This window comes from Cryobacterium zongtaii (assembly GCF_002909375.1).
Classification (GTDB): domain Bacteria; phylum Actinomycetota; class Actinomycetes; order Actinomycetales; family Microbacteriaceae; genus Cryobacterium; species Cryobacterium zongtaii.
Window position 1 is genome coordinate 72,841 of record NZ_PPXD01000021.1, and the last position, 25,343, is coordinate 98,183.

Consider the following 25,343-nt stretch of genomic DNA (forward strand, 5'->3'; position numbering starts at 1 on the left):
CCACATCCGCCCCGGCCCGCCGACGTGCCTCAAAATTCCCCTTCAGCGCACTCCAAGCGCATCTTCGCCGCAAGTCAGCGAAGCGCGGGTCGCCCACTTCGGCCAAAGTGCCCCTTCAGATCCGCACATGGGGAGCTTTGGCGCACGTCGCGGGAGGGGCCATCGGTGGATAACTCTGACCGGCAGCGGCAAAGGATGACATCTTGGGCGGATGCGCAAGCCAACGGAGCTCCCCCGCAGCCTGTCTCTCGACGGGTTCACCGTCGCGGAAGCGCGCCGGGCGGGGGTGACACCTCGGAGGTTGCAGGCGGCCGACCTGCAGGCGCCGTTCCACGGCGTGAGGGTCGCCGCGGGCATCCCGACCGGGGTGCGGGAACTGGCCAGGGCCTACGCCGCGGTGATGCCCACCGGCCATTTCTTCAGCCACGCCACCGCTGCCCTGATGCTCGGGATGCCTCTGCCCCGCTACGCCACCCGTGATCTCCGGCTGCATGTGAGCGTCATCGCCCCCGACCGGGCGCCGCAGGGCGCCGGAATCGCGGGCCACACGGTCTGCAGCCGACCCGACGGCGGTGGCCGAGCGGCCCGGCCACCGGGGCATCCGTCGGCTACGGGCCGCGCTGGAGTGGGTGAGACCCCGAGTTGAGTCGCGGCAGGAGACCCGGCTGCGGCTCCTGATCGTGCGGGCGGGCCTGCCGGAACCGGAGACCAACGTATACCTGCCGCTGCGATACCAGCGGCGCCGGGTGCGCGGCGATCTGGTCTACCTGCGGTACCGGGTCCTTGTCGAGTACGACGGCGAGCAGCACCGTACGGACGACGTGCAGTTCGCCCGTGACGTCGACAGGTTGGACGGTGTGATGGCCGAGGACTGGCGGGTCATCAGGGTGCTCAAGGAAACCCCGGATGCCGAAGTCCTCTCCCGGCTCGACCAGGCGCTGCGCTCCCGCGGCTGGCGCCCCGGCAGCCGCCCCGAGTGACGCGCGCGCACTCACCCACTTGCCGCATAAGAGCGCTTCGCCGCGAGGGAAGTGGCAATGTGCGGCACGTCGGCGGATGCGCCGGCAGCGACTTGCGCCAAAAACCCCCTTCGGCGGGGCGGAAGGGGGTTTTTGCGGCAAGTCGGCGGGGCCGGGCCTGCGGGTGCTGGGCTAGTTACCGATGCGCTCGGCGATCAGGGGGCCGCTGTCGAGGACGGGCTCGCCGGGGTCGCCGATGCGCCAGGCGCCCTCGACGGCCTCGAGGGCCCGGGCGAAGCGCTCCGGCTCGTCGGCGCTGAGGGTGAACAGTGGCTCGCCCTTGCGGACGGTGTCGCCGGGCTTGGCGTGCAGGTCGATGCCGGCGGCGTGCTGCACCGGGTCCTGCTTGCGGGCGCGGCCGGCGCCCAGGCGCCAGGCGCCGATACCGAACGGCAGAGCCTGCTGCTCGACGAGCACCCCGTCACGGTCGGCGAGCACCACGTGGGTCTCGCGCGCCACGGGCATCGCGGCATCGGGGTCGCCGCCCTGCGCACGGATGACCGCCCGCCACTTGTCCATCGCGCGACCGTCCTTCAGGGCCGCCTCGACGTCGACGTCCTTCTGGCCGACCAGGGCCAGCATCTCGCGGGCCAAGGCCACGGTGAGCTCCACCACATCGGCGGGGCCGCCGCCGGCGAGCACCTCGAGGGACTCGCGCACCTCGTTGGCGTTTCCGATGGCCAGGCCGAGCGGCACGTTCATGTTGGTCAGCAGCGCGGAGGTGGCCACCCCGGCGTCCTCGCCGAGGGCGACCATGGTGCGGGCCAGCTCGCGGGACCGGTCGATGTCCTTCAGGAACGCGCCGGAGCCGAACTTCACGTCGAGCACCAGCGCGCCGGTACCCTCGGCGATCTTCTTGGACATGATCGAGGAGGCGATCAGCGGGATCGCTTCGACGGTGCCGGTGGTGTCGCGGAGCGCATACAGCTTGCCGTCGGCCGGAGCCAGGCCGCTGCCTGCGGCGCAGATGACGCCGCCGACATCCTGCAGCTGCTGGAACATTTCCTCGTTGCTGAGGTTTGCGCGCCAGCCCGGGATGGACTCGAGCTTGTCCAGGGTTCCGCCGGTGTGACCGAGGCCACGGCCGGAGAGCTGCGGCACGGCCGCGCCGAAGACCGCGACGAGGGGCATCAGCGGCAGGGTGATCTTATCGCCGACGCCGCCGGTGGAGTGCTTGTCCGTGGTCGGTTTGCCCAGGCCCGTGAAGCTCATCCGCTCGCCGGAGTTGATCATGGCCATGGTCATGTCGCGGATCTCCCGGCGGGACATGCCGTTGAGGAAGATCGCCATGGTCATCGCGGCCATCTGCTCGTCGCCGACGTAGCCGCGGGTGTACGCGTCGATCAGCCAGTCGATCTGTGGAGTCGACAGCTCGCCCTTGTCACGCTTGGCGTGGATCAGGTCGACGGCGTCGAAGGCTTCGATGGTGCGGGCGGGGGTGGAGCTCATGAGTTGTCTTCCCTGTAGGCGGCGAGCTGGCGGGGCCCGAAGGCGTCCGGCAGGACCTCGTCGATGGTGCGCACGCCGGAGACGGTCTCCAACAGCATGCCTGGTGCCGAGTGTTCGTAGAGCAGTTGGCGGCAGCGGCCGCACGGCATCAGCGTGTTGCCGTTGCCGTCGACGCAGCTGAACGCGACGAGCTGGCCGCCGCCGGTGAGGTGCAGCACGCTCACCAGCGCGCATTCCGCGCAGAGAGTGAGCCCGTAGGAGGCGTTCTCCACGTTGCATCCGCTGATCACCCGGCCGTCGGAGACGAGGGCGGCCGCCCCGACCGGGAACTTCGAGTAGGGCACGTAGGCGTGGGTCATCGCTTCGGTGGCAGCGCTGCGCAGCACGCCCCAGTCGATGTCGCCGGACTCGGGCGTTGTGTCGCCGGAATTCGCAGTCAGATTCGTCATGATTTTATATACGGCTTTCCGGATGCGGCCGGGCCCCGCGACTGGCCCACCAGGCCCGCCACGGCGAAGATGGTGACCAGGTAGGGCAGCATCAGCATGAACTCGCTGGGCACCGGCGAACCGATGATGCTCAGCACGTTCTGCAGGTTGCTGGCGAAGCCGAACAGCAGCGCCGCGAGGGTCGCCCGGATCGGGTCCCACCGGCCGAAGATCACCGCCGCGAGGGCGATGAAGCCGGCACCGGCGGTCATTTCTTTACCGAACGCGCCCACCGACCCCAGGGTGAAGTACGCGCCACCGAGGCCGGCGACGGCGCCGGCCAGGGACACGTTCCAGAACCGGGTACCGGTGACGTTGATGCCCACGGTGTCAGCGGCCTGCGGGTGCTCGCCCACCGCGCGGAGCCGGAGGCCCCACTTGGTGTGGAAGATCCCGAAGTACACCGCGGCGACGGCGATGTACATGATGTACACGATCAGGGTCTGCCGGAAGAAGACCGGCCCGACGATCGGGATCTCACTGAGCAGCGGGATGTTGATGCGCTCGAACTTGGGCGGCTGGTTGAGCGTGGCCGCGTTCGGGGCGAGGAGCTCGGAGAACAGGAACCCGGTGAGGCCGGTGACGAGGACGTTGAGCACCACACCGACGATGACCTGGTCGACGAAGTACTTGATCGAGAACGCCGCGAGCACAAACGACACCAGCACACCGGCCACCATCGCCGCGAGCAGGCCGAGCAGCGGCTGCTGGGTGATCGAGGCCACGATCGCGGAGGTGAACGCACCGGCCAGCAGCTGGCCCTCGATCGCCACGTTGACCACGCCGACACGTTCGGAGATGACGCCGCCGAGGGCGCCGAAGATCAGCGGGACGGCCAGGCTCAGCGAGCCGAACAGCAGGCCGGGCACCGGGATGCGTTCGTCGGCGGACGCCCAGGTGAGGAAGCCGATCAGGAGCAGCACGGCGAACACCGAGATCAGCCAGAGCGGAACCTTGCGGCGGGTCTGCACCATCCAGGCGCTGAGCCCGGTGATGGCGGCCAGCAGGATGCTGATCACGATGCCGGTCGGCAGGGTGGGCAGCAGCACGTCGGGCAGCTGGATCAGGTCGCTGGAGGTGGAGAGCACCATGGTGCTGGTACCGGTGCGGCCGAAGACCACCATCAGCAGGAAACCGAGGACCGTGAAGACGCCGAGGATGATCGGCACCTTCCAGCTCTTGATGACCGCGGTCGCCGGACCCTCCTCGGGTCCGGTGGGCTGGGTGGGCTGGTTCACTGGAGCGATAGTGCTCATTTCGCCGCCACCTCCTGGGAAACGTTGGGAACCGGTCTGCGGCGGGGCGCTCCGGGCGCCGGGAGCCTGAAGATCGCGCGCACCAACGGCGGCGCGGCGATGAAGAGCACGATGAGAGACTGCACAACGAGCACGATGTCGATGGGCACGCCCTCGGCGGCCTGCATCGAGAAGCTGCCGGCCTTGAACGCGCCGAACAGGATGCCCGCGGCGAACACGCCCCACGGCTTGGAGCGGCCCAGCAGGGCCACCGTGATCGCGTCGAAGCCGATCCCGGAGTCGATGCCGGCACCGAAGCCGCTGGTGGTGGTGCCCAGCACCTGGTTGATGCCGGCCAGACCGACGAGACCGCCGGAGAACAGCATCGCGTAGACGTACATGCGCTGCACGCTGATGCCGGCCACCCTGGCGGCGTTGGGGTTCTCGCCGACGGCGCGGAACTTGAAGCCCAGGTTGGAGCGGGCGAGCAGCCACCAGGTGAACACCGTGGCGGCGATCACCAGGATGAAGCCGAAGTGCAGGTTGTAGTCCGGGCCGAGCAGGTCGAAGTAGACCGCGGTCTCCTTGCTGGCCGGGCTCTTGGGGTTGTTCGAGCCCGGGGTCTTGAGGAACCCGTCCCGCAGCAGGAAGCTGACCAGGTAGAACGCCACATAGTTGAGCATGATCGTGGTGATCACCTCGTGCGCGCCGGTGCGGGCCTTGAGCAGGCCGACCAGGCCGCCCCACAGGGCCCCGCCCAGCACGCCGGCGACGAGTGCGGCGATCAGGTGGATACCGGCGGGCAGGTCAACCGCGAAGGCCACCCAGCCGCCGAGGGTCGCGGCGATGAGCATCTGGCCGCGACCGCCGATGTTGAACAGGCCAACCCGAAAACCGAGCGCGACACCGAGGCCGGCCGCGATCAGCGGGGTGGCGTAGGTGAGGGTCTCGGTGAACGGCCGGATGCCGTCGGCGAAGCTCGGACGACGGAAGTTGTACACCGAGCCTTGGAACAGCGCGGAATAGGCCCCGGACACCGCATCCCAAGCGGCGGAGAGCATGTCGCCGGGCCTGGAGAAGAAGTACCCCGCGCTCTCCTGCACGTTCGCGTTCGTGAACGCGATCATCACGGCGCCCACGAGCAGGGCCAGCAGCACGGCCAACACCGAGATGATGGCGTTGCCGGTGGTGATCTCCCGGAAGACGTTGTGCCAGCGGGAGGATTCGTCCGGTTCCGGCGACTTCGCCGGTGCCGGGGTCGGGGTGGGCTGCTGAGCGGCGCTCATGCTGCGGCTCCTTCTGCGGGGGTTTCGCCCGCCATCATGAGACCCAGAACGGATCGGGGGGTGTCGCCGGGGACGATGCCGACAATGCGGCCGCGGTACATCACCATGATCCGGTCGGCGAGGGCGGCGACCTCGTCGAGTTCGGTGGAGATCACGATGACCGGGGTGCCGCCGTCGCGGGTCGCCACGATGCGTTCGTGCACAAATTCGATCGAACCGACGTCGAGGCCGCGGGTGGGCTGAGCCGCGACGAAGAGCCGCAGGTCACGGCTGAGTTCGCGGGCGAGCACGACCTTCTGCTGGTTGCCGCCGGACAGGCGGCCGACGGGCGTCTCGATGCCTTGGGACCGCACGTCGAACTCCGCCACCTTGGTGCGGGCGAAGTCGGCGAGGTAGGAAAGCTGCAGGTTGAACCGCTTGACGAACGGGAGCTTGTTGGCGCGGTCCAGCATCAGGTTCTCGGCGATGGTGAACCCGCCGACGAGGCCGTCCCTGGTGCGGTCCTCCGGCACGAAGCCGACCCCGGCGTCGAGAACCTGACGAACCGAGTGGCCGCGGAGGGACGTGCCGTCGAGGCTGATCTCGCCGACGACGCGGGGCTGCAGCCCCATCAGCGCCTCGGTCAGTTCGGTCTGGCCGTTGCCCTGCACGCCGGCGATGGCGAGGATCTCGCCCGCCTTGACGTCGAAGCTGACGTCGTTGACGAGGATCTGGCCGAGAGGGTCGATCACGGTGAGGTTCGTCACCACCAGCGCCGGAGCTCCGGGGGTGGCGGGCGCCTTGTCCACGGTCAGGTCGACGGCGCGGCCCACCATCAGGGTGGCGAGTTCTTCGTTGCTCGCGGTCGGCGAGGCGGTGCCGACGACCTTGCCCAGGCGGATGACGGTGATCCGGTCGGCGACCTCGCGCACCTCCCGCAGTTTGTGCGTGATGAAGACGATGGAGGTGCCCGCGGCCTTGAGCTGGCGCATGATGTTCATCAGCTCGTCGGTTTCCTGCGGGGTGAGCACGGCGGTCGGTTCGTCGAAGACGAGCACCTTCGCGTCGCGGGAGAGCGCCTTGATGATCTCCACCCGCTGCTGCACACCGACGGGCAGGGACTCCACGAGGGCGTCGGGATCGACGTCGAACCCGAAACGCTCCGAGATCTCCCGCACCCGGGTGCGCGCGGCGGCGAGGTCGAGCCTGCCGCCGGCCTTGACCTGTTCGTGGCCGAGCATCACGTTCTCGGCCACGGTGAACACGGGGATCAGCATGAAGTGCTGGTGCACCATGCCGATGCCGGCGGCCATCGCGTCGCCGGGTCCGGCGAAGTGCTGCGGCACGTCATCGAGGAGGATCTCGCCCTCTTCGGCCCGGTACAGGCCGTAGAGAACGTTCATCAACGTTGATTTACCGGCCCCGTTCTCGCCGAGCAGGGCGTGGATCTCTCCCTCCTCGATGGTGAGGTTGATGTCGTCATTGGCAACAAGGGCACCGAATCTCTTCGTAATGCCGCGAAGTTCGAGCTTCATAGTGTCGATTCTATTGAGGTGCCGGCCGGGCGTGGCTCTACGCCCCGGCGACACCACGCAACGAAACGGGGAGGCCAGCATGGCTGGCCTCCCCGGTGCCCTGTGGGGCGGTACTGCTACACGGTGGTGCTGGGTGAAACGGGGTGTTACTTGGGCGTGGCGTCGCTGGTCACGACGATGTCGCCGCTGATGATCTGTGCCTTGAGGTCGTCGATCTCGGTGACCAGGGCGGGGTCGACCTTGGACTCCCAGTCGTGCAGCGGGGCCAGGCCGACACCCTCGTTCTCGAGGGTTCCGATGTACGGGTCGGAGCTGAATTCGCCGTTTGCCGCGTCGGTGATGATCGCGTCGGTCGCATCCGTCATCGACTTCATGATGGAGGTGAGGTACAGCGCGGCGAACTCGGGCGTGGTCTCGAACAGGTCGCTGTCGACACCGACGATGGCGACGTCCTTGCCGGACTCGGCGATGGCCTGTGCGGTGCCCTGGAAGAGCGGGCCGGCGACCGGGAGGATGATGTCCGCACCGGCGTCGATCAGGCCCTGGCTGAGGGTCTTGCCGGCGCTGATGTCATCGAAGCCACCGGCGAACAGGCCCTCCTGGGATTCCTTCGACCAGCCGGTGAGCTTGACGTCGGTGCCCTTTTCGGTGTTGTAGTAGGCGATGCCGTCGGCGAAGCCGTCCATGAAGATGGTGACCGACGGGTACTGCATGCCACCGAAGGTGCCGACGGTGCCGGTCTTGGTGGTTCCTGCGGCCAGGTAGCCGGCCAGGAATGCGGCCTGCGCGGTGTCGTAGACGACCGGCTTCACGTTCTCGAGCGTCAGCGGGCTGAAGTCATCGTTGGAGAGGGTGGAGTCGATGAGGGCGAACTGCACATCGCTGTTCTCCTGGGCCGCGTCGCGGGTGGCGTTGGCCAGGGCGAAACCGACGGTGAGGATGAAGTTGCAACCCTGGTCGACCATGCTGGTCACGTTGCCGGTGTACTGGTCCTCAGAGGTGGACTCGGCCTGCTTGAACTCGACACCGAGTTCCTCGGAGGCCTGGGAGATGCCCTCGAAGCTGGACTGGTTGAAGGACTTGTCGTCGAAGCCACCGAAGTCGGAGACGATGCAGGGCAGGAAGTCCGATGTGGCAGCGTCGCCGCCGCCGTCCTCGGTGGGGGCCGGCGCACACGCCGCGAGCAGAGCGAGAACGCCGAGTGAGGCAAGGCCGCCGAGCGTTGCCTTGCGGGTCGTGATTGTCAAGATTGACCTCCAGATGAGGCCCGGCGTGAGATCGCACGGGCTGGTATATGGTCTACACGTTACCCAGAAGAGCCCTGCTCAGATGAGCAAACCGACACTGTAGCCAAAAGGTTATCAAGCCGCGACATTCTCGAAATCGCGCCGACACAAATGGTCATCTACCGGGCCTATTCCTGAGAAACTCTCGCGGCCGAGGCCGCCCGCAGCTACAGGACGTCTGAGCTGCCCGAGAGCCGCAGCGCGTCGACGACGGCCTTGACCTTCTGGGCGTTGGCGCTTGTCGTCACCAGCAGGGCGTCGGGGGTGTCCACGACGACGATGTCGTCGACGCCGATCAGAGCGATCATGCGCTTGGTGTGGCTGACGACGATTCCGCTGGAGGAGTCGGCCAGCACCCGGGCGCCCTCACCGAGGATCGCCAGGTCGCGCTTGCGGCCGTTGGCGTGGATCTTGGCGATCGACGCGAAGTCTCCCACGTCATCCCAGTCGAACTGGCCGGGGATCACGGCCAGTTTGCCCTTCGCGGCGGCGGGCTCGGCCACGGAGTAGTCGATGGCGATCTTCTTGAGCTTGGGCCAGACCTGGTCGACGACGGCGCCGCGGCGCGGGGTGTCCCACGCCTCGGCCAGCTCGAGCAGCCCGGCGAGCAGCTCGGGCTCGCTCGCGCCGATCTCCTCGAGCAGCCTGTCGGCGCGGGCGATGAACATGCCGGCGTTCCAGAGGTACTGCCCGCTGGAGAGGTAGCGCTTGGCGGTGGCCGGGCTGGGCTTCTCCACGAACGAATTGACCGACTGGGCGCTCGGGGCGCCGTCGATGGACAGGGCCGCGCCGGTCTTGATGTAACCGAAACCGATCGCCGGCTCGGTGGGCTGGATGCCGATGGTGACGATCAGACCGGTGTCGGCGGCGACGATGGCCTCCACGACGGCCTGGCGGAACGCCGCGGGGCCCTTGATGACGTGGTCGGCGGCGAAGGAGCCGATGATCACGCCGGGTTCGCGGCGTTCGAGGATCGCGGCGGCCAGGCCGATCGCGGCCGAGGAGTCCCGCGGTTCGCTCTCCAGGACCACGTTCAGGTCCCCGAGCTCCGGCAGCTGCTCCTCGACGGCGGCCCGGTGCGCCCGCCCGGTGACGACCATGATGCGCTGGTCGCCGGACAGCGGTGCGAGCCGGTCCCAGGTGGCGCGCAACAGCGTCTGCCCGCTGCCGGTGAGGTCGTGCAGGAACTTGGGCGCGTCGGCGCGGGACAGCGGCCAGAGCCTGGATCCGATCCCGCCGGCGGGGATCACACTGTAGAAGCGGGCGAGGGCATCGCTGGAGTGGGACATTGCGCCAGACTACCGGTCCGTCGGCCCCGTTCATCCAGGGTTCACCGCACAGACGTGCGGGCTGTCTACTGTGGCGGCATGAGGGTTGCCGTCGTCAGCGAAAGCTTCCTCCCCACCATCAGCGGGGTCACCACGAGCGTCTGCAAGGTGCTCGACGAGCTGCGCCGCCAGGGCCACGAGGCCATGGTGATCGCCCCGTTCGGCGCCCCGCCGAGTTACGCCGGCTTTCCTGTGCACACCGTGCCCGCCCTCTCCTATCGGCAGTTTCCCGTCGGCCTGCCCAATCCGCGGGTGTTGGGGCTGCTGGCCGACTTCGCGCCGGACGTGCTGCACGCGGCGTCACCGTTCCTCCTCGGCGCGCAGGGCATCGCGGCCGCCCGGCGCCTGGGCGTGCCGAGCGTTGCCGTGTTCCAGACGGATGTGGCCGGTTACGCCAGCCGCAACCACCTCGGCCAGGCGACCGGGCTGGCCTGGCGGTTCGTGAAGTGGGTGCACGACGGCGCCGACCTGACCCTGGTGCCGTCCACGGCGTCGATGAGCGACCTCCGCCGCATCGGCGTGCAGCGCCTGGACCGGTGGACCAGGGGCGTGGACCTGGAGAGCTACCACCCCAACACCCGGCACGGCCCGGAGGTGGCGGCGTTGCGCCGGCGGCTGGCGCCCAACGGCGAGGTGGTGATCGGGTACGTCGGCCGGATCGCCCCGGAGAAGCAGGTGGAAAGGTTCCGGGCACTCAGCGGCCTGCGCGGGATCAGCATCGCCCTGGTCGGCGACGGGCCGTCCACTCCCCTGGTGGCCAAGGCTCTGGCGGGAATGCCGGTGACCTGGCTGGGCCGGCTCGCCGGCGCCGAGCTCGCGGCGGCGTACGCCAGCTTCGACGTGTTCCTGCACGCCGGTACAGAGGAGACCTTCGGACAGACCCTGCAGGAGGCGCACGCCGCCGGACTGCCCGTGGTGGCGCCGCGCGCCGGTGGCCCGATCGACCTCATCGAGCACGGCACCGACGGGTTCCTGTTCACTCCGGACGACGACAGGGACCTGCGCCGGCACGTGGCCGCGCTGGTCACCGATGCTCCGCTGCGGCACCGGATGGGCGAGGCGGGCCGGCGGGCGGTGCTCGGCCGCAGCTGGGAAACCGTCTGCGCCACGCTGTTCGGGTTCTACACGCAGGTCATCGACGAAAGCCTCGCCGTGCGGGCGGAAACCCTGGTTCCGGCCGCGCAACGTCGCTGATCCGCACTAGCCTTGATGCGGGTATAAAGCCTCTGGTCACCGGCGGCTGCCCACCCGGTTAGGCACCCCTAACCAGACTTATCTCGCCGTCAAGATATAGACTGACGATACGTGTTTGTTCAACGATGACACCTCGTTCAGCAGGGGTCACGACTCAGCCAGGGAGGGTTGGTCATGCCACAGAATTCGGCAGAGGCCCTGACAGCTCAGCGGAAGACGACCTCGCGTCGTCCGGCCGGAACGCTTTACCGCGGCCGTGAGGGCATGTGGTCCTGGGTCCTGCACCGGATCACCGGGGTGGCGATCTTCTTCTTCCTCCTCGTGCACATCCTCGACACCGCCCTCGTGCGGGTCAGCCCCGAGGCGTACAACGCCGTGATCAGCCAGTACCAGACCCCCATCATGGGGCTGGGCGAGGCCGGCCTGGTCGCCGCGATCGTGTTCCACGCCTTCAACGGCCTGCGCATCATCGCCATCGACTTCTGGAACGCGAAGCACCAGCGGGTGCTCTTCTACGTCGTGATCGGGCTCTGGGTGATCACCATGATCGCCTTCCTGCCCCGCCACCTGATCAACGTGTTCAGCCACTAGGAGGCGACCGAAAATGACCTCGACAATCGTCGCCCCCCGCAGCCCGTACTCCCGCAGCCCCCGCAAGAACGGCGTGAACTGGGAGAAGTGGGGCTGGATCTACATGCGCGTCTCCGGCGTCGTGCTGATCGTGCTGATCTTCGGCCACCTCTTCGTGAACCTGATGGTGGGCGAGGGCGTCAGCGCGCTGAACTTCGCCTTCGTCGCCGGCAAGCTGTCCAACCCGTTCTGGCAGTGGTGGGACGTGGCGATGCTCTGGCTCGCCCTGATCCACGGCGGCAACGGCATGCGCACCCTCGTGAACGACTACGCCACGACGCGCATCAGCCGCGGCATCCTCAAATCGTCGATCCTCGCCGCCGTGGTCATCCTGATCGTTCTCGGCACGCTCGTGGTGTTCACCTTCGACGCCTGCCCGGCCGGCCAGCCCGCCGACCTTCTGCCCACTTTCTGCCAGGCCGTTTAGGCCCTCGAGGAGCTGCAAAAACTTTCATGACGGATGCACCTGTGACCAACATGCCCGAGTCCACCATCGTCGACGGGGTGCACTACCACCAGTTCGACATCGTGATCATCGGGGCTGGAGGGGCGGGCATGCGAGCCGCCATCGAGGCCGGACCGAACGCATCCACCGCCGTGATCTCCAAGCTCTACCCCACCCGGTCGCACACCGGCGCAGCGCAGGGCGGCATGGCTGCCGCGCTGGCGAACGTGGAGGAAGACAACTGGGAGTGGCACACATTCGACACCGTCAAGGGCGGCGACTACCTCGTCGACCAGGACGCCGCGGAGATCCTCGCCAGGGAAGCCATCGACGCCGTCATCGACCTCGAGAACATGGGCCTGCCGTTCAACCGCACCCCTGAGGGAAAGATCGACCAGCGCCGCTTCGGCGGTCACACCCGCGACCACGGTAAGAGTCCGGTGCGCCGCGCCTGCTACGCCGCCGACCGCACCGGCCACATGATCCTGCAGACCCTGTACCAGAACTGCGTCAAACGCGGCATCAACTTCTTCAACGAGTTCTATGTGCTCGACCTGATCATGACCAACGTCGACGGCGTCGACCAGCCGTCCGGCGTGGTCGCCTACGACCTGTCCACCGGTGAGCTGCACGTCTTCTCCGGCAAGGCGTTCATCTTCGCCACCGGCGGTTTCGGCAAGATCTACAAGACGACGTCCAACGCGCACACCCTCACCGGCGACGGTGTGGGCATCATCTGGCGCAAGGGCCTGCCGCTGGAGGACATGGAGTTCTTCCAGTTCCACCCGACCGGCCTGGCCGGCCTGGGCATCCTGCTCACCGAGGGTGCCCGCGGTGAGGGCGCGATCCTGCGGAACGCCTCCGGCGAGCGGTTCATGGAGCGCTACGCGCCCACCATCAAGGACCTCGCCCCGCGTGACATCGTGGCCCGCTGCATGGTCAAGGAGGTCGCGGAGGGCCGCGGCGCCGGGCCCAACAAGGACTACGTGTACCTGGACTGCACCCACCTGGGCGCTGAGGTGCTCGAGACCAAGCTGCCCGACATCACCGAGTTCGCCCGCACCTACCTCGGCGTGGACCCCGTCACCGAGCCGGTGCCGGTGATGCCCACCGCGCACTACGCCATGGGCGGCATCCCGACCAACGTCAAGGCGGAGGTGCTGCGCGATAACACCACCGTCGTGCCCGGCCTCTACGCCGCCGGCGAGTGCGCCTGCGTCTCGGTGCACGGCTCCAACCGGCTCGGCACCAACTCGCTGCTGGACATCAACGTGTTCGGCAAGCGCGCCGGCAACAACGCCGTCGAGTACGTCAAGACGGCCGAGTTCGTGCCGCTGCCCGAGGACCCGGCCAAGTTCGTGCGCGAACTCCTGACCACCATCCGCACCTCCACTGGTACCGAGCGCATCGCCGTGCTCCGCCGGGAGCTGCAGGAGATCATGGACGAGAAGGCGCAGGTGTTCCGCACCGACGAGTCCCTCCGTGAGGTCACCGAGACCATCCACACCCTGCGCGAGCGCTACAAGAACATCGGCGTGCAGGACAAGGGCCGCCGGTTCAACACCGACCTGCTCGAGGCCGTTGAGCTGGGCTTCCTGCTCGACCTGGCCGAGGTCGTCGTGTACTCCGCCCGCAACCGCAAGGAGAGCCGCGGCGGCCACATGCGCGACGACTACCCCCTGCGCGACGACGTCAACTACCTGCAGCACACCATGGCCTACCTGTCGGGTGACGCCCTGTCCGCGGATGCTGCCGACCACATTTCGCTCGACTGGAAGCCCGTGACCATTACGCGCTACCAGCCGATGGAGAGGAAGTACTAGTGAGCACCCCCACCCTCGAATCGCCCCCCGCGGTTCCCGACGAGATCGCCTCGTTCACGGTCACCCTGTCGGTGCGACGCTTCAACCCCGAAATCGACGAAGACCCGCACTGGGAGAACTACGACGTCGAAATGTACGCGACGGACCGCATCCTGGACGCCCTGCACAAGATCAAGTGGGAACAGGACGGTAGCTTGAGCTTCCGCCGGTCCTGCGCGCACGGCATCTGCGGGTCCGACGCGATGCGGATCAACGGGCGGAACCGTTTGGCCTGCAAGACCCTGATCAAGGACCTCGACATCACCAAGCCGGTGACGGTGGAGGCCATCAAGGGCCTGCCGCTGGAGAAGGACCTGATCGTGGACATGGAGCCGTTCTTCGCGTCCTTCCGCGAGGTGCAGCCGTTCCTGATGGCACAGAACACGCCCAAGGACGGCAAGGAGCGCATCCAGACCGTCGCTCAGCGTGAACGCTTCGACGACACCACCAAGTGCATCCTCTGTGCCGCGTGCACGTCGAGCTGCCCGGTGTTCTGGACCGACGGACAGTACTTCGGGCCCGCCGCGATCGTGAACGCACACAGGTTCATCTTCGACTCCCGCGACGAGAATGCCGCCGTGCGCCTGGACATCCTCAACGACAGGGAAGGCGTCTGGCGTTGCCGCACGACCTTCAACTGCACCGAGGCCTGCCCGCGCGGAATCCAGGTGACTCAGGCCATCGCCGAGGTCAAACAGGCCATCATGCGTGGCAAGCCGTAACTCTTACGGACTCCTAACGAACGGCGGCCCACGGGCCGCCGTTCGTCGTTAACCGCCCTGGGCGGCTGCGCGCGCTGGCTAGGCTGGAGCGATGAAGATCGGCGACATCGTCACGCGCATCACGAACACCCGCCCCGTTCGAGTGTTCACCCATTTCAACCAGAGCCGCGGGCCGGTGCTGGCCGCGGGCATGGCCTACCAGGCGATCTTCGCGATCTTCGCCGCCCTGTGGCTGGTCTTCTCCGTCGCCGGGATCTGGTTGGCGAGCAATCCTGCCCTGATGGATCAACTGTTCGTGATCATCAACCAGTCGGTTCCCGGGCTGATTGAAGAGGGTGGGGTGATCGACCCCGATACCCTCGGCGACACCGGCGCCCTCACCTGGGCCAGCGCCATCGCGCTCATCGGCCTGCTCGCGACGACCCTCGGCTGGCTGAACACCACCTCCCAGGCCGTTCGCGGCATCTTCGGGATGGGCCAGGAGACCACCTTCTTCGTGCTGGTCAAGCTGCGCGAACTCGGCCTCGGCCTGGCCTTCGGCCTCGCCCTGGTCGTGTCGGCCGTCATCTCGATCATCAGCACGGAACTCCTCCGCGGGTTCCTCCGCCTGCTCGGCCAGGGCACCGACTCGTTCTGGTTCGTCGCGTCGAGCCAGGCCGTGGCCCTGCTGATCGTGCTGATCATCGACACCATCACCCTCGCCGCCCTGTTCAGGGTGCTCTCCAGGGTGCGCATCCCGCTCCGGAACCTGCTGGTCGGCTCGGTGCTCGGCGCCGTGGCGCTGGGTGTGCTCAAGGTACTCGGCGCCGCCCTGCTCGGCGGCGCGGCCCGGAACCCGCTGCTGGCCGGCTTCGCGCTGATCATCGGTCTGCTGATTTGGTTCAACCTCACCTCCACGGTCACCCTGATCTCCGCGGCCTGGATCGCCGTCGGCATGCAGGACGCCGGCATCCCGCCGTCCACGCTGAGCGCCGACGAGGCCAAGAAGCTGACCGACCAGAAGGAAGCGGAGGCGCTGCGTCTGGCTGCCACCGTGGAGCTGCGGCAGGCCAGGCTGGCGCGGGAGAGCGCATCCTGGTTGCAGCGACCCGGCAGCAACCGACGGCTGCGGAAGGCCAAGCAGCGGGCCGAAAAATACGGCGTCAGCGAGCCCGCGGAACGGTAATCGCCCCGGCCCGGGTCGGCTGCACTCGGTAGAATCGGCGCATGCCGTCTTCTCCCGCATCCGAGACCACCCGCCCCTTGCGCATCGCCAGCATCAACACCAACGGCATCCGTGCCGCGTTCCGCAAGGGCATGGGCGACTGGCTCGCCACCCGCGACGTCGACATCCTCGCGATCCAGGAGGTGCGCGCCTCGACCGAAGACATCGAGGGTCTGCTCGGCCCGGACTGGAACATCCTGCACGACCCCGCCACCGCCAAGGGCCGCGCCGGCGTGGCCATCGCCAGCCGAAAGACCGCCTCGATCCACCGGGTCGAACTGGGCCACCCCGACTTCGACAGCGCCGGCCGCTGGCTCGAGGCCGACTACGAGGTCAACGGCACCATCGTCACCGTGGTGAGCACCTACGTGCACTCCGGCGAGGTGGACACCCCCAAGCAGGTGGAGAAGTTCACCTTCCTCGACTCCATGCTCACCCGGCTGCCCGAACTGGCCGCGCACAGCGAGAGGGTCGTCGTGCTCGGCGACCTCAACGTGGGGCACCGCAAGTTCGACATCAAGAACTGGAAGGGCAACGTCAAGCGGGCCGGCTTCCTGCCCGAGGAGCGCGCCTACTTCGACCGCATCCTCGGCGCCGAGGACGAGGCCGACTACAACAACGGCGCGGGCCTGGGCTGGGTCGACGTGGGCCGCAAGGCCGCCGGCGAGATGGACGGGCCGTTCACCTGGTGGTCCTGGCGCGGCCAGGCGTTCGACAACGACACCGGCTGGCGCATCGACTACCAGCTCGCGACGCCCGCGCTGGCGGCATCCGTCGTCAACTACACCGTCGACCGGGCGGATGCCTACGACCAGCGCTGGTCCGACCACGCTCCCGTGGTCGTCGACTACGCCATCTGATCCTCTTTTTCGCCGCTCGCGCGGCCTCATTTTTGACGAAAGACACTCCCTCATGACCAAGACCCGCCTCTACTCCGGCATGCAGCCCTCCGCAGACTCGCTGCAGATCGGCAACTACATCGGTGCGCTGCTGAACTGGAAGAAACTGCAGCAGACCCACGACGCGTTCTTCTCGATCGTGGACCTGCACGCCATCACCGTGGCGCAGGACCCGGCCAAGCTGAGGGAGAACACCCGCGCCACGGCCGCGCAGTACATCGCGGCGGGAATCGACCCGTCCGCGTCGACGCTGTACGTGCAGTCGCACGTGGCCGCGCACGCGCAGCTGGCCTGGGCGCTGAACACCCTCACCGGCTTCGGCGAGGCCAGCCGGATGACCCAGTTCAAGGACAAGTCGATCAAGCAGGGCGCCGACGCCACCACGGTGGGCCTGTTCGCCTACCCGGTGCTGATGGCCGCGGACATCCTGCTGTTCCAGACCGAGATCGTGCCGGTGGGTGAGGACCAGCGCCAGCACGTCGAGCTCACCCGCGACCTGGCCGCCCGGTTCAACTCCCGCTTCGGCGACACCTTCACGGTGCCGACGGCCAGCATCATCCGCGACACCGCGAAGATCTATGACCTGCAGAACCCGACCGCGAAGATGTCGAAGTCAGCCGAGTCGCACGCCGGCGTGATCTGGATGCTCGACGAGCCTTCGGTGACGGCCAAGAAGATCATGCGGGCCGTGACCGACGCCGAGGGCGGTGTGGTCTTCGACCGGGAGAACAAGCCCGGGGTCGCCAACCTGCTCACGATCTACTCCGTGATGGCGGAGCGCTCCATCCAGTCCCTCGAGGACGAGTACGCGGGTCGCGGTTACGGCGACTTCAAGAAGGGCCTGGCCGAGGTGGTCACCGAGACCTTCGGCACGATCCGCGGCCGGGTGCTCGAGCTGCTCGACGACCCGGCCGAACTCGACCGGATCCTCGCCGCCAACGCCGACCGGGCTGCCGCCGTGGCCGATGTCACCCTGGCGACCGCGTTCGACCGGATGGGTTTCCTGGCGCGGCGCTGATGCACCCCGTCGAGCTGTCCTCGCCGTTGCTGCGGCTGGACCAACCGCGCCCGGACGATGCCCAGCGGGTGTTCGAGTACTGCCAGGACCAGGTGATGCCGCAGTATCTGGCCCGCCTGCCCTGGCCGTACCGGCTCGAGGACGCGACGGGTTTCATCAGCGGGTACGTGCCGTCGGCCTGGGCGAACGACCAGGAATGCACCTGGGCTGTACGCGGTTCTGCGGCGCCGGAGCTTCTCGGCGTGATCAGCCTGAGCGTGCCGGCCGGGGATGCGGCGGAGCGTGCCGGTTCGATCGGGTTCTGGTTGGGTGCAGCCCACCGTGGCCGGGGCATGATGGTGGAGGCCCAACGGTTGGTGCTGGACTGGGGCTTCAGCACCGGCCTCTGCGACAGCGTGCACTGGGAGTGCGTCGCCGGCAATCTCGCGTCGGCCCGGGCCGCCCGGAAGGCAGGGTTCCGTTACACCGGACAGGGACCCGCCGGAATCGCGTACCGCGACGGGACGCATCCGCCGTCGTGGAAGGGTGCGCTCCGCGCCGCCGACGACCGCACACCGCCCGCGGGCTGGCCGGCCGAGGTCGTGGGCGCGTGACGGGCGCCGTGCCCGCCCTGGGGCGCCTGTGGCCGGTGAGACTGCCGTGACAGTGCCCGCCCTGGTGCTGTTCGACCTGGACGACACCCTGTTCGCGCACCGGGCGGCCGTGGCCGACGGCATCCTCGGGCACATCGCCGCGCAGGGCGGCCGGGGCGCGACCGCCGACCCGCACGCCGTCGTGGCGCTCTGGAACGCGCTCGAGGAGCAGCACTATCACGCCTACCTCGCCGGCGATCTGGACTTCGCGGGGCAGCGCAGCGCCAGGGCCCGCGACTTCGCGGCCGCACACGGCGTGACTCTGACCGACGCAGAGGCCGGTGCCTGGTTCGAGGACTATTTCGTGCACTACCGGGCGCACTGGCGGTTGCACGAAGACGCACTGCCCTGTCTCGACGAGCTGGCCCGGCGCATGCCCGGCGTGGGCTTCGGCCTGATCACCAACGGGGAGCTCGCCTACCAGAGCGTCAAGCTGGCCGACACGGGCCTGGACGCGCGGGTGGAGCACGTGGTGGCCTCGGCCGAGTTCGGCCTGAGCAAACCCCGGCCGGAGATCTTCCTGCACGCCTGCGCCCTGTTCGGCGCCGACCCTGGCGCTTCCGTGTACGTGGGCGACCGGCTGCGCACCGATGCCATCGGCGCCGCCGCCGCTGGGCTGACCGGCGTGTGGCTGGACCGGGTCGGCACGGCCGGCCCTCGCCCGCCAGAGGACGACCTCGCCGAGGCCCGCCGGCTGGGCGTCATCCGCCTCACCACCCTCGACGCCCTGCCGCAGCTCCTCGCGCCGCGCTAGCCGGGGGCGGCGCCGCGATATGCGGGGCAGGCGCCGCTATGCGGGTGGCGCGCCACCCGCATAGCGGCGCCGCACCCGCACAGCTCGGAAGAGCGGCGGATGCGGCGGTCGGCTAGAGGACGTCTTCGTCGACCCAGTCGAGGGTCTTGGTGACGGCCTTCTTCCAGTTGCGCAGCAGGCGCTCGCGCTCGGCGTCCTCCATGTCGGGCTCCCAGCGGGCGTCTTCCTGCCAGTTGGCTCGCAGTTCGCCCAGGCCGCTCCAGAAGCCCACGGCCAGGCCGGCCGCGTACGCGGCGCCGAGCGCGGTGGTCTCGGCCACGACCGGGCGCACCACGGGCACGCCGAGGATGTCGGCCTGGAACTGCAGCAGCAGGTTGTTGCCGGTGGCGCCGCCGTCGACCTTGAGCTCGGTCAGCGGCACCCCGGAGTCCGCGTTGACCGCGTCGATGACCTCACGGGTCTGGAACGCGATGGCCTCCAGCGCCGCCCGGGCGATGTGGCCCTTGTTCACGAACCGGGTCAGTCCCACCAGGGCGCCGCGGGCATCCGCGCGCCAGTACGGCGCGAACAGGCCGCTGAACGCCGGCACGAAGTAGGCGCCGCCGTTGTCGTCCACGGTGGCGGCAAGGGTCTCGATCTCGCTCGCCGAATTGATCAGCCCGAGGTTGTCGCGCAGCCACTGGATGAGCGACCCGGTGACGGCGATCGACCCCTCCAGCGCGTAGTGCGGTTCGGCGTCGCCGAGCTTGTAGCCCAGGGTGGTGAGCAGGCCGTTCTTGGAGTGGATGATGTCGGTGCCGGTGTTGAAGATCAGGAAGTTACCGGTGCCGTAGGTGTTCTTCGCCTCACCCTGGTCGAAGGCGGCCTGGCCGAACGTGGCGGCCTGCTGGTCACCGAGGATGCCCGCGATGGGCACCTCACGCAGCAGGCTGTGCTCGTTGACGGTGCCGTAGACCTCGCTGGAGGAGCGGATTTCCGGCATCATCGAGCGCGGAACGCCAAAGGCAGCCAGGATTTCGTCGTCCCATTCGAGGGTCTCGAGGTTCATGAACAGGGTACGGCTGGCGTTGGTGACGTCGGTGGCGTGCACGCCGCCCTCCAGGCCGCCGGTGAGGTTCCAGAGCACCCAGGAGTCGGTGGTGCCGAACATCAGGTCGCCGCGCTCGGCCTTCTCACGGGCGCCCTCCACGTTCTCCAGGATCCAGACGATCTTGGTGCCGGAGAAGTAGGTCGCCAGCGGCAGGCCCACGGTGGCCTTGAACCTGTCACCGCCACCATCCGCGGCGAGACGGTCGACGATGGGCTGGGTGCGGGTGTCCTGCCAGACGATGGCGTTGTAGACCGGAAGGCCGGTGGTGCGGTCCCAGACCACGGCGGTCTCGCGCTGGTTGGTGATGCCGACGGCCTCGATGTCGTGCCGGGTGAGGTTGGCCTTGGACAGGGCCTGGCCGATGACCTGGCGGGTGTTGCCCCAGATCTCCATCGGGTCGTGCTCGACCCAGCCGGCGCGGGGAAAGATCTGTTCGTGCTCGAGCTGGCCGGTGGAGATGATCGAGCCGGCGTGGTCGAAGATGATGGCGCGGGTGCTCGTGGTGCCCTGGTCGATGGCGAAGATGTACTTGTCACTCATGTCGGAACTCCTGTGTCGGGACGTGGTTGGAATGGGATGAGGGATGGAAAGGGTCTGGCGGGATGCCGGAGGATCAGGTGAGGATGGGCAGCAGCACCAGCGAGGCCCAGCCGGCGAGCACTCCGCCGATGACCGGGCCGGCCACGGGAACCCAGGAGTAGGCCCAGTCGGAGCCGCGCTTGCCCGGGATCGGCAGCAGCGCGTGTGCGATGCGGGGGCCGAGGTCACGGGCCGGGTTGATGGCGTAGCCGGTCGGCCCGCCCAGCGAGGTGCCGATCACAATCACCAGGAACGCCACCGGCAGGGCACCGAGCGCCGCCATGCCACCGTTTTCGCCCTGGCGTCCGTCACTGAAGCCGATGATCACCAGCACCAGCACGAAGGTGCCGATGATCTCGGTGACCAGGTTCCAGCCGTACGAACGGATGGCCGGCCCGGTGGCGAACACGCCGAGCTTGTTCGCCGGGTCGGGCTCCTGGTCGAAGTGCTGCTTGTACGCCAACCAGACCACGACAGCGCCGAGCACCGCGCCGAGCATCTGGGCGGCGATGTACACGAGCACCGACAGCACGTTCACCGGCACACCGGAGCCGAACTCGGTCGCGCCAGAGGCCACCAGGCCCAGCGTCACCGCCGGGTTCAGGTGGGCGCCGGAGTTGTACGAGACGATCACACCGGCGAAGACCGCGAAGCCCCACCCCAGGGTGACCATGAGGAAGCCGGCGCCGAAGCCCTTGGTCTTCGTGAGGGCGACGTTGGCGACGACGCCACAGCCGAGGAGCACCAGGAGGGCCGTGCCCACCAGCTCCGAGAGGAATACCACACTGAGATTGTCCACATTGACCTTTCGTGTTCTCAGCGCACGCGGAAGGTTCCGCGCACACCGTCGTGCAGCAAGCGGTGAGGAGCGGAGAAGTCCTCCGCAACTCACCTCGAAAAACTAGAGCGCGTTCACCGCGTCCGTGGCGGCCAGGTCGACGCCGTGCACCTCACGCAGCTCCCGGCTGGCCTGGGCCACCTCGTCGGCGCTGGTGGCGGCATCCCAGCCCAGAACGGGCGCGAGCACCCCGGCCAGCTCGTCGAGCAGCGCCACGGTGAGCCCGCCGACGAAGGCCAGGCTGGTGCGGCGCAGCAGCAGGTCGATCAGGTGGGTGACCGACTCCTCGCGCGCCAGGTACTCGATCTCCCGGCGGGTGTAGAGCGGATTGTGCGAAAGCGGCGCATCCGGGGCTTCGGTCAGGAAGTCGATGATCGCGCCGGCCCGGGTGCCGTACCGGGTGAGCAGGGCCTGGGCGCGGGGGCGGCCGACCTCGTCGCCGTTGGCGGCGAGCCAGACGGTGTGCGCGGCCGGGGTGGCCGGGTAGCCCTTGCCGCCGCCGATGGCGAGGCCCTCGGTGGACACCGTGCGCGGAACGCCGAGCAGGGTGAGGATGTCACCGCTGAGGTGTTCGGCCAGAGCGCGGAAGGTGGTCCACTTGCCGCCGACCAGGCTGAGCAGGGTGCCGGGGCGCGCTCCCAACGGGCTGGACTCGATGCGGTAGTCCCGCGACACGAAGCCGGGCGCCTCGTCATCGTGCCGGGGCAGCGGACGCACCCCGGAGAACCTGAACACGATGTGCGAGCGGTCCACCACGATGTCGGGGAAGACGTGCTTGACCAGGTCGAAGAAGTAGTCGATCTCGTCTTCGGTGGTGCGGATCGGCTGGCTCATGTCGTGCTCGAGATCGGTGGTGCCGATGAGCACCCGGCCGGCGAGCGGGTAGATCAGCACGATGCGGCCGTCGTTGTTCTCGAAGAAGATCTCCCCGCCGCCGGTCGCGGCGAGCAGTTCGGGGTGGTCGAGCACGATGTGCGAGCCCTTGGTGCCGCCCATGTAGGTGCTGGCCTGGCCGAGCGCCGAGTTGGTCAGGTCGGTCCACGGGCCGGAGGTGTTCACGACAACGTCGGCGGCGAAGCTGAATTCCTCGCCGGTGACGGTGTTGCGCAGGCGCACGCCGTCGGCATCCATGCCCACAGCTTGGACGTAGTTGGCGGCGCGGGCGTGCGCGCCGGTGTCGAGACCGTCGCGGAGCACGTCAAGGGCGAGGCGTTCCGGGTCGTGCATCGACGCGTCGTAGTAGGTGGCGGTGTACTTGAGGCCGGGGTTCAGGCGCGGCAGGCGTTCGAGCGACTTCTTGCGGCCGTGGAACTCGTGCTTGGGCACCGAGCCGCCGTCGCGGGAGAAGGAGTCATAGAGCACCAGGCCGACCTTGATCAGCAGCGCGCCGCGCTCCTGCGCCTTGCCCTGCTTGTGGGTGAGGAAGCGCAGCGGCGCGGCGAGCACCCCGGACAGGGCGGAGAACATCGGCACCGTGGTCTTCAGCGGCTTGACGTAATGCGGGGCGATCTTGAGCAGCCCGTTGCGCTCGGTGACCGACTCCTTCACGAGCCTGAATTCGCCGTTCTCCAGGTAACGGATGCCGCCGTGGATCATGTGCGAGGACGCCGCGGAGGCGCCGGACACGAAGTCGCCCTTGTCGACGATGGTGACGTCGACGCCCTGCAGCGCCAGGTCGCGGAACGTGGCGATGCCGTTGATGCCGGCCCCGATGATGAGGACCTTCGCCGACGGACGCGCGGCCAGTGCGGATCGGGCGGAGTCAGCGGGCGAGGAAACGGGGATGGACTGCACTGTTCACTACCTTTGTTCGTTCTTCGGCCGATGGATGACCCTGTGCTGTTCGGCTGAATTGGTGCGGACGGCCCAGCCGGGTTTGCGCGGGGGCCCTCCATATGGATTAATCAAGCTTGAGTAGATCAATCACATCCGGTCAAGCCGGGTGAACAAACGTGCAAGGAGGGGCTGTGAGCCTCGTCGACGAGTCAGCGCAGTCCGATCGGGTGCGGGATGCCCTCACGGCCGCGCACCTGTATTACATGCAGGACCTGACCATGGATGCCATCGCCCACGAGCTGCACACCTCCCGCTCCTCGGTGTCCCGCCTGCTCAGTCACGCCCGCGCGACCGGCCTCGTCGACATCCAGATCCGCTCCCCGCTGGACGCACCGAGCCGCCTCGAACTGCTCATCCAGGAGCGCTTCCACATCACCGCGCACGTCGTTCCGGTGCCCGATCACGCCACGGATGTGGACAGATTGGAGCGGGTGGCCCTCTCGGTTGCACGGATTCTCGGTCAGTTCTTCGACTCGAACATGGTGATGGGCATCGCCTGGGGGTCCACGATGAACGCCATCAGCCGTCACGTGACACCCAAGCAGACCCACGGGTCGCAGATCATCCAGCTCAACGGCGCCGGCAATATGCGCACCACCGGCCTCAGCTACGCCAGCGAGATCCTCGGCCGGTTCGGCTACGCGTTCGGCGCACACGTCCACCAGTTCCCGGTGCCGGCGTTCTTCGACAACCCGGCCACCAAGCAGGCCCTCTGGCGCGAACGCAGCGTGAGCCGGCTGCTCGAGATGCAGTCCCGGATGGACGTGGCCCTGTTCGGCCTCGGCTCGCCGTTCTCCGAGGTACCCAGCCACGTCTACGCCGGCGGCTACCTCGAGGAGGCGGACTACGCCTCGCTCAGCCGCTCGGAGGTAGTGGGCGATGTGGCCACCATCTTCTACCGGGCCGACGGGTCCACCGACGGCATCCAGCTGAACGCCCGCGGCACCGGCCCGGACTTCACGGTACTCAGGCAGACCCCGCGACGGCTCTGCGTTGTGTCGGGAACGGCCAAGCTTGCCAGCCTCCGCGGCGCGTTGAAAGCCGACCTGATCACCGATTTGTTCGTGGACGAGAGCACCGCCCGGGCCCTGGTCGCCAACGCCTGACCCAGCCGCGGAGGTCGTCGGGTTACGCCGGGAATACGCCGGACCGGTACGCGTTGAGATATAACTGACAGTAGATACGTGCTCCGGGGTCGGTGAGAATCCGAACCGGCGGTGAAAGTCCGCGAGCTGGAACCTGCTTTTCGGGTCCCGGTTGAGCTGGTGAAATTCCAGCACCGACGGTTAAAGTCCGGATGGGAGGCGCACGAGTCGATGGTTCGTTGTGGACCGTCGACGGTTTTCGCGTACGCGAAATCCCCTCCCGGAGCGCCCAAACGACGGGACAGGGAATGCACCAGCAGCACACGCTCGAGCGCGCGATGCGCCGAGCCCTGCAGCTGGCCGGCAACGGCCCGGCCGAGGGGGTCAACCCCCGGGTCGGCTGCGTGATCCTCAGCCCGGCCGGCGAGATCATCGCCGAGGGCTGGCACCGCGGCGCCGGCACCTGCCACGCCGAGGTGGATGCCCTCGCCCGGCTCGACCCGGCCGATGCCCGCGGCGCCACCGCCGTGGTCACCCTCGAACCCTGCAACCACACCGGCCGCACCGGGCCGTGCGCACTGGCCCTCATCGACGCCGGCATCGGCCGGGTGGTCTACGCCGTCGCCGACCCCGGACCGCACTCGTCGGGCGGCGGCGACCGGCTGCGCGCGGCCGGCATCGACGTGGCCGGCGGCCTGCTCGCCGACGAGGTGGCGGCCTTCCTGGCCGACTGGCTGGTCTCTGCGCGCCTGGGCCGCCCGTTCGTGACCGTGAAGTGGGCGTCGAGCCTGGATGGCCGCGCCGCCGCCGCCGACGGCACCAGCCAGTGGATCACCGGCCCGGCCGCCCGGCGGGACGTGCACGAGCGCCGCGCCCGCGCGGACGCCATCCTGGTGGGCACCGGCACCGCCCTGGCCGACGACCCGTCGCTCACCGCGCGCGCCGCCGAC

General features: G+C 68.3%; 24 protein-coding genes and 1 riboswitch. Of the genes, 14 read left to right on the forward strand and 10 right to left on the reverse strand.

Annotated elements, in window-relative coordinates; all coding sequences use genetic code 11:
- Positions 1–211 precede the first annotated feature (211 nt).
- Both C3B61_RS19735 and C3B61_RS13735 read left to right on the forward strand, forming a co-directional pair.
- Entirely contained in the window at positions 212–646 is a 435-nt protein-coding gene (locus C3B61_RS19735) for a hypothetical protein (protein WP_165791177.1), read from the forward strand.
- Positions 630–980, forward strand: a complete 351-nt coding sequence (locus C3B61_RS13735; RefSeq protein WP_103461201.1) for a hypothetical protein — start codon at positions 630–632, stop codon at positions 978–980. Before C3B61_RS19735 ends, C3B61_RS13735 begins: the two co-directional genes overlap by 17 nt.
- Positions 981–1,151: 171 nt before the next feature.
- On the opposite strand, the gene C3B61_RS13740 is transcribed toward C3B61_RS13735, so the two are convergent.
- The 7 genes from C3B61_RS13740 to C3B61_RS13770 all read right to left on the reverse strand — a co-directional run bounded on the left by C3B61_RS13740 (position 1,152) and on the right by C3B61_RS13770 (position 9,566).
- Complete coding sequence (locus C3B61_RS13740) at positions 1,152–2,468, reverse strand: thymidine phosphorylase (protein ID WP_103461202.1); 1,317 nt, start codon at positions 2,466–2,468, stop codon at positions 1,152–1,154.
- Positions 2,465–2,917 (reverse strand): cytidine deaminase, encoded by a 453-nt coding sequence (locus C3B61_RS13745; RefSeq protein ID WP_103461203.1) that lies wholly within the window; start codon positions 2,915–2,917, stop codon positions 2,465–2,467. Before C3B61_RS13745 ends, C3B61_RS13740 begins: the two co-directional genes overlap by 4 nt.
- On the reverse strand, positions 2,914–4,212 hold the full coding sequence (locus tag C3B61_RS13750; RefSeq protein WP_088455249.1) for an ABC transporter permease: 1,299 nt from the start codon (positions 4,210–4,212) through the stop codon (positions 2,914–2,916). The genes C3B61_RS13745 and C3B61_RS13750 overlap by 4 nt, the downstream gene beginning before the upstream one ends.
- Complete coding sequence (locus C3B61_RS13755; RefSeq protein ID WP_103430354.1) at positions 4,209–5,477, reverse strand: ABC transporter permease; 1,269 nt, start codon at positions 5,475–5,477, stop codon at positions 4,209–4,211. Before C3B61_RS13755 ends, C3B61_RS13750 begins: the two co-directional genes overlap by 4 nt.
- Positions 5,474–6,991, reverse strand: coding sequence for an ABC transporter ATP-binding protein (locus C3B61_RS13760; protein WP_103430355.1), 1,518 nt, complete (start codon positions 6,989–6,991; stop codon positions 5,474–5,476). The genes C3B61_RS13755 and C3B61_RS13760 overlap by 4 nt, the downstream gene beginning before the upstream one ends.
- 146 nt (positions 6,992–7,137) lie before the next feature.
- On the reverse strand, positions 7,138–8,238 hold the full coding sequence (locus tag C3B61_RS13765) for a BMP family lipoprotein (RefSeq protein WP_103461204.1): 1,101 nt from the start codon (positions 8,236–8,238) through the stop codon (positions 7,138–7,140).
- Between the two features lie 206 nt (positions 8,239–8,444).
- Positions 8,445–9,566 carry a mannose-1-phosphate guanylyltransferase gene (locus C3B61_RS13770; RefSeq protein ID WP_088455245.1) on the reverse strand — a complete coding sequence of 374 codons (1,122 nt, stop codon included), beginning with the start codon at positions 9,564–9,566 and terminating at the stop codon, positions 8,445–8,447.
- Positions 9,567–9,644: 78 nt separating this feature from the next.
- Between C3B61_RS13770 and C3B61_RS13775 the strand changes: the two genes are divergently transcribed.
- The 10 genes from C3B61_RS13775 (at position 9,645) to C3B61_RS13820 (ending at position 18,965) form a co-directional block, all read left to right on the forward strand.
- A complete protein-coding gene (locus tag C3B61_RS13775) occupies positions 9,645–10,799 on the forward strand; it encodes a glycosyltransferase family 4 protein (protein WP_103461205.1) in 1,155 nt (384 codons plus the stop codon).
- 174 nt (positions 10,800–10,973) lie between these two features.
- The gene (sdhC, locus tag C3B61_RS13780) at positions 10,974–11,390 is read left to right on the forward strand and encodes a succinate dehydrogenase, cytochrome b556 subunit (RefSeq protein WP_088455243.1); all 417 of its coding nucleotides are present in this window, start codon (positions 10,974–10,976) and stop codon (positions 11,388–11,390) included.
- A gap of 13 nt (positions 11,391–11,403) precedes the next feature.
- Positions 11,404–11,856, forward strand: coding sequence for a succinate dehydrogenase hydrophobic membrane anchor subunit (locus C3B61_RS13785; RefSeq protein ID WP_088455242.1), 453 nt, complete (start codon positions 11,404–11,406; stop codon positions 11,854–11,856).
- 26 nt (positions 11,857–11,882) lie between these two features.
- The gene (gene sdhA, locus C3B61_RS13790) at positions 11,883–13,697 is read left to right on the forward strand and encodes a succinate dehydrogenase flavoprotein subunit (protein WP_241990479.1); all 1,815 of its coding nucleotides are present in this window, start codon (positions 11,883–11,885) and stop codon (positions 13,695–13,697) included.
- Positions 13,697–14,458 (forward strand): succinate dehydrogenase iron-sulfur subunit, encoded by a 762-nt coding sequence (locus tag C3B61_RS13795; RefSeq protein WP_088455241.1) that lies wholly within the window; start codon positions 13,697–13,699, stop codon positions 14,456–14,458. The genes sdhA and C3B61_RS13795 overlap by 1 nt, the downstream gene beginning before the upstream one ends.
- A gap of 91 nt (positions 14,459–14,549) precedes the next feature.
- Positions 14,550–15,623: a YihY/virulence factor BrkB family protein gene (locus C3B61_RS13800; protein WP_103461206.1), complete on the forward strand. Its 1,074-nt coding sequence runs from the start codon at positions 14,550–14,552 to the stop codon at positions 15,621–15,623.
- A gap of 41 nt (positions 15,624–15,664) precedes the next feature.
- On the forward strand, positions 15,665–16,522 hold the full coding sequence (locus C3B61_RS13805; protein WP_088455239.1) for an exodeoxyribonuclease III: 858 nt from the start codon (positions 15,665–15,667) through the stop codon (positions 16,520–16,522).
- A 52-nt stretch (positions 16,523–16,574) separates the two neighbouring features.
- Complete coding sequence (gene trpS, locus C3B61_RS13810) at positions 16,575–17,579, forward strand: tryptophan--tRNA ligase (protein ID WP_103461207.1); 1,005 nt, start codon at positions 16,575–16,577, stop codon at positions 17,577–17,579.
- A complete protein-coding gene (locus tag C3B61_RS13815) occupies positions 17,579–18,172 on the forward strand; it encodes a GNAT family N-acetyltransferase (protein WP_103461208.1) in 594 nt (197 codons plus the stop codon). Before trpS ends, C3B61_RS13815 begins: the two co-directional genes overlap by 1 nt.
- A gap of 46 nt (positions 18,173–18,218) precedes the next feature.
- On the forward strand, positions 18,219–18,965 hold the full coding sequence (locus C3B61_RS13820; protein ID WP_103461216.1) for an HAD family hydrolase: 747 nt from the start codon (positions 18,219–18,221) through the stop codon (positions 18,963–18,965).
- Positions 18,966–19,077: 112 nt separating this feature from the next.
- On the opposite strand, the gene glpK is transcribed toward C3B61_RS13820, so the two are convergent.
- From glpK to C3B61_RS13835, 3 genes are all read right to left on the reverse strand, one after another.
- Positions 19,078–20,595 carry a glycerol kinase GlpK gene (glpK, locus tag C3B61_RS13825; protein ID WP_088455236.1) on the reverse strand — a complete coding sequence of 506 codons (1,518 nt, stop codon included), beginning with the start codon at positions 20,593–20,595 and terminating at the stop codon, positions 19,078–19,080.
- A 73-nt stretch (positions 20,596–20,668) separates the two neighbouring features.
- Positions 20,669–21,418, reverse strand: a complete 750-nt coding sequence (locus C3B61_RS13830; protein WP_240632368.1) for an MIP/aquaporin family protein — start codon at positions 21,416–21,418, stop codon at positions 20,669–20,671.
- A 117-nt stretch (positions 21,419–21,535) separates the two neighbouring features.
- A complete protein-coding gene (locus C3B61_RS13835; RefSeq protein ID WP_103461217.1) occupies positions 21,536–23,257 on the reverse strand; it encodes a glycerol-3-phosphate dehydrogenase/oxidase in 1,722 nt (573 codons plus the stop codon).
- Between the two features lie 254 nt (positions 23,258–23,511).
- On the opposite strand from C3B61_RS13835, the gene C3B61_RS13840 reads away from it, so the two are divergent.
- Both C3B61_RS13840 and ribD read left to right on the forward strand, forming a co-directional pair.
- On the forward strand, positions 23,512–24,414 hold the full coding sequence (locus tag C3B61_RS13840; RefSeq protein WP_088457859.1) for a sugar-binding transcriptional regulator: 903 nt from the start codon (positions 23,512–23,514) through the stop codon (positions 24,412–24,414).
- Positions 24,415–24,489: 75 nt separating this feature from the next.
- A riboswitch (FMN riboswitch) is annotated at positions 24,490–24,621 on the forward strand.
- 80 nt (positions 24,622–24,701) lie between these two features.
- Positions 24,702–25,343, forward strand: a 642-nt coding sequence (gene ribD, locus C3B61_RS13845; protein ID WP_244285940.1) for a bifunctional diaminohydroxyphosphoribosylaminopyrimidine deaminase/5-amino-6-(5-phosphoribosylamino)uracil reductase RibD, incomplete at its 3' end; no start/stop codon positions are given.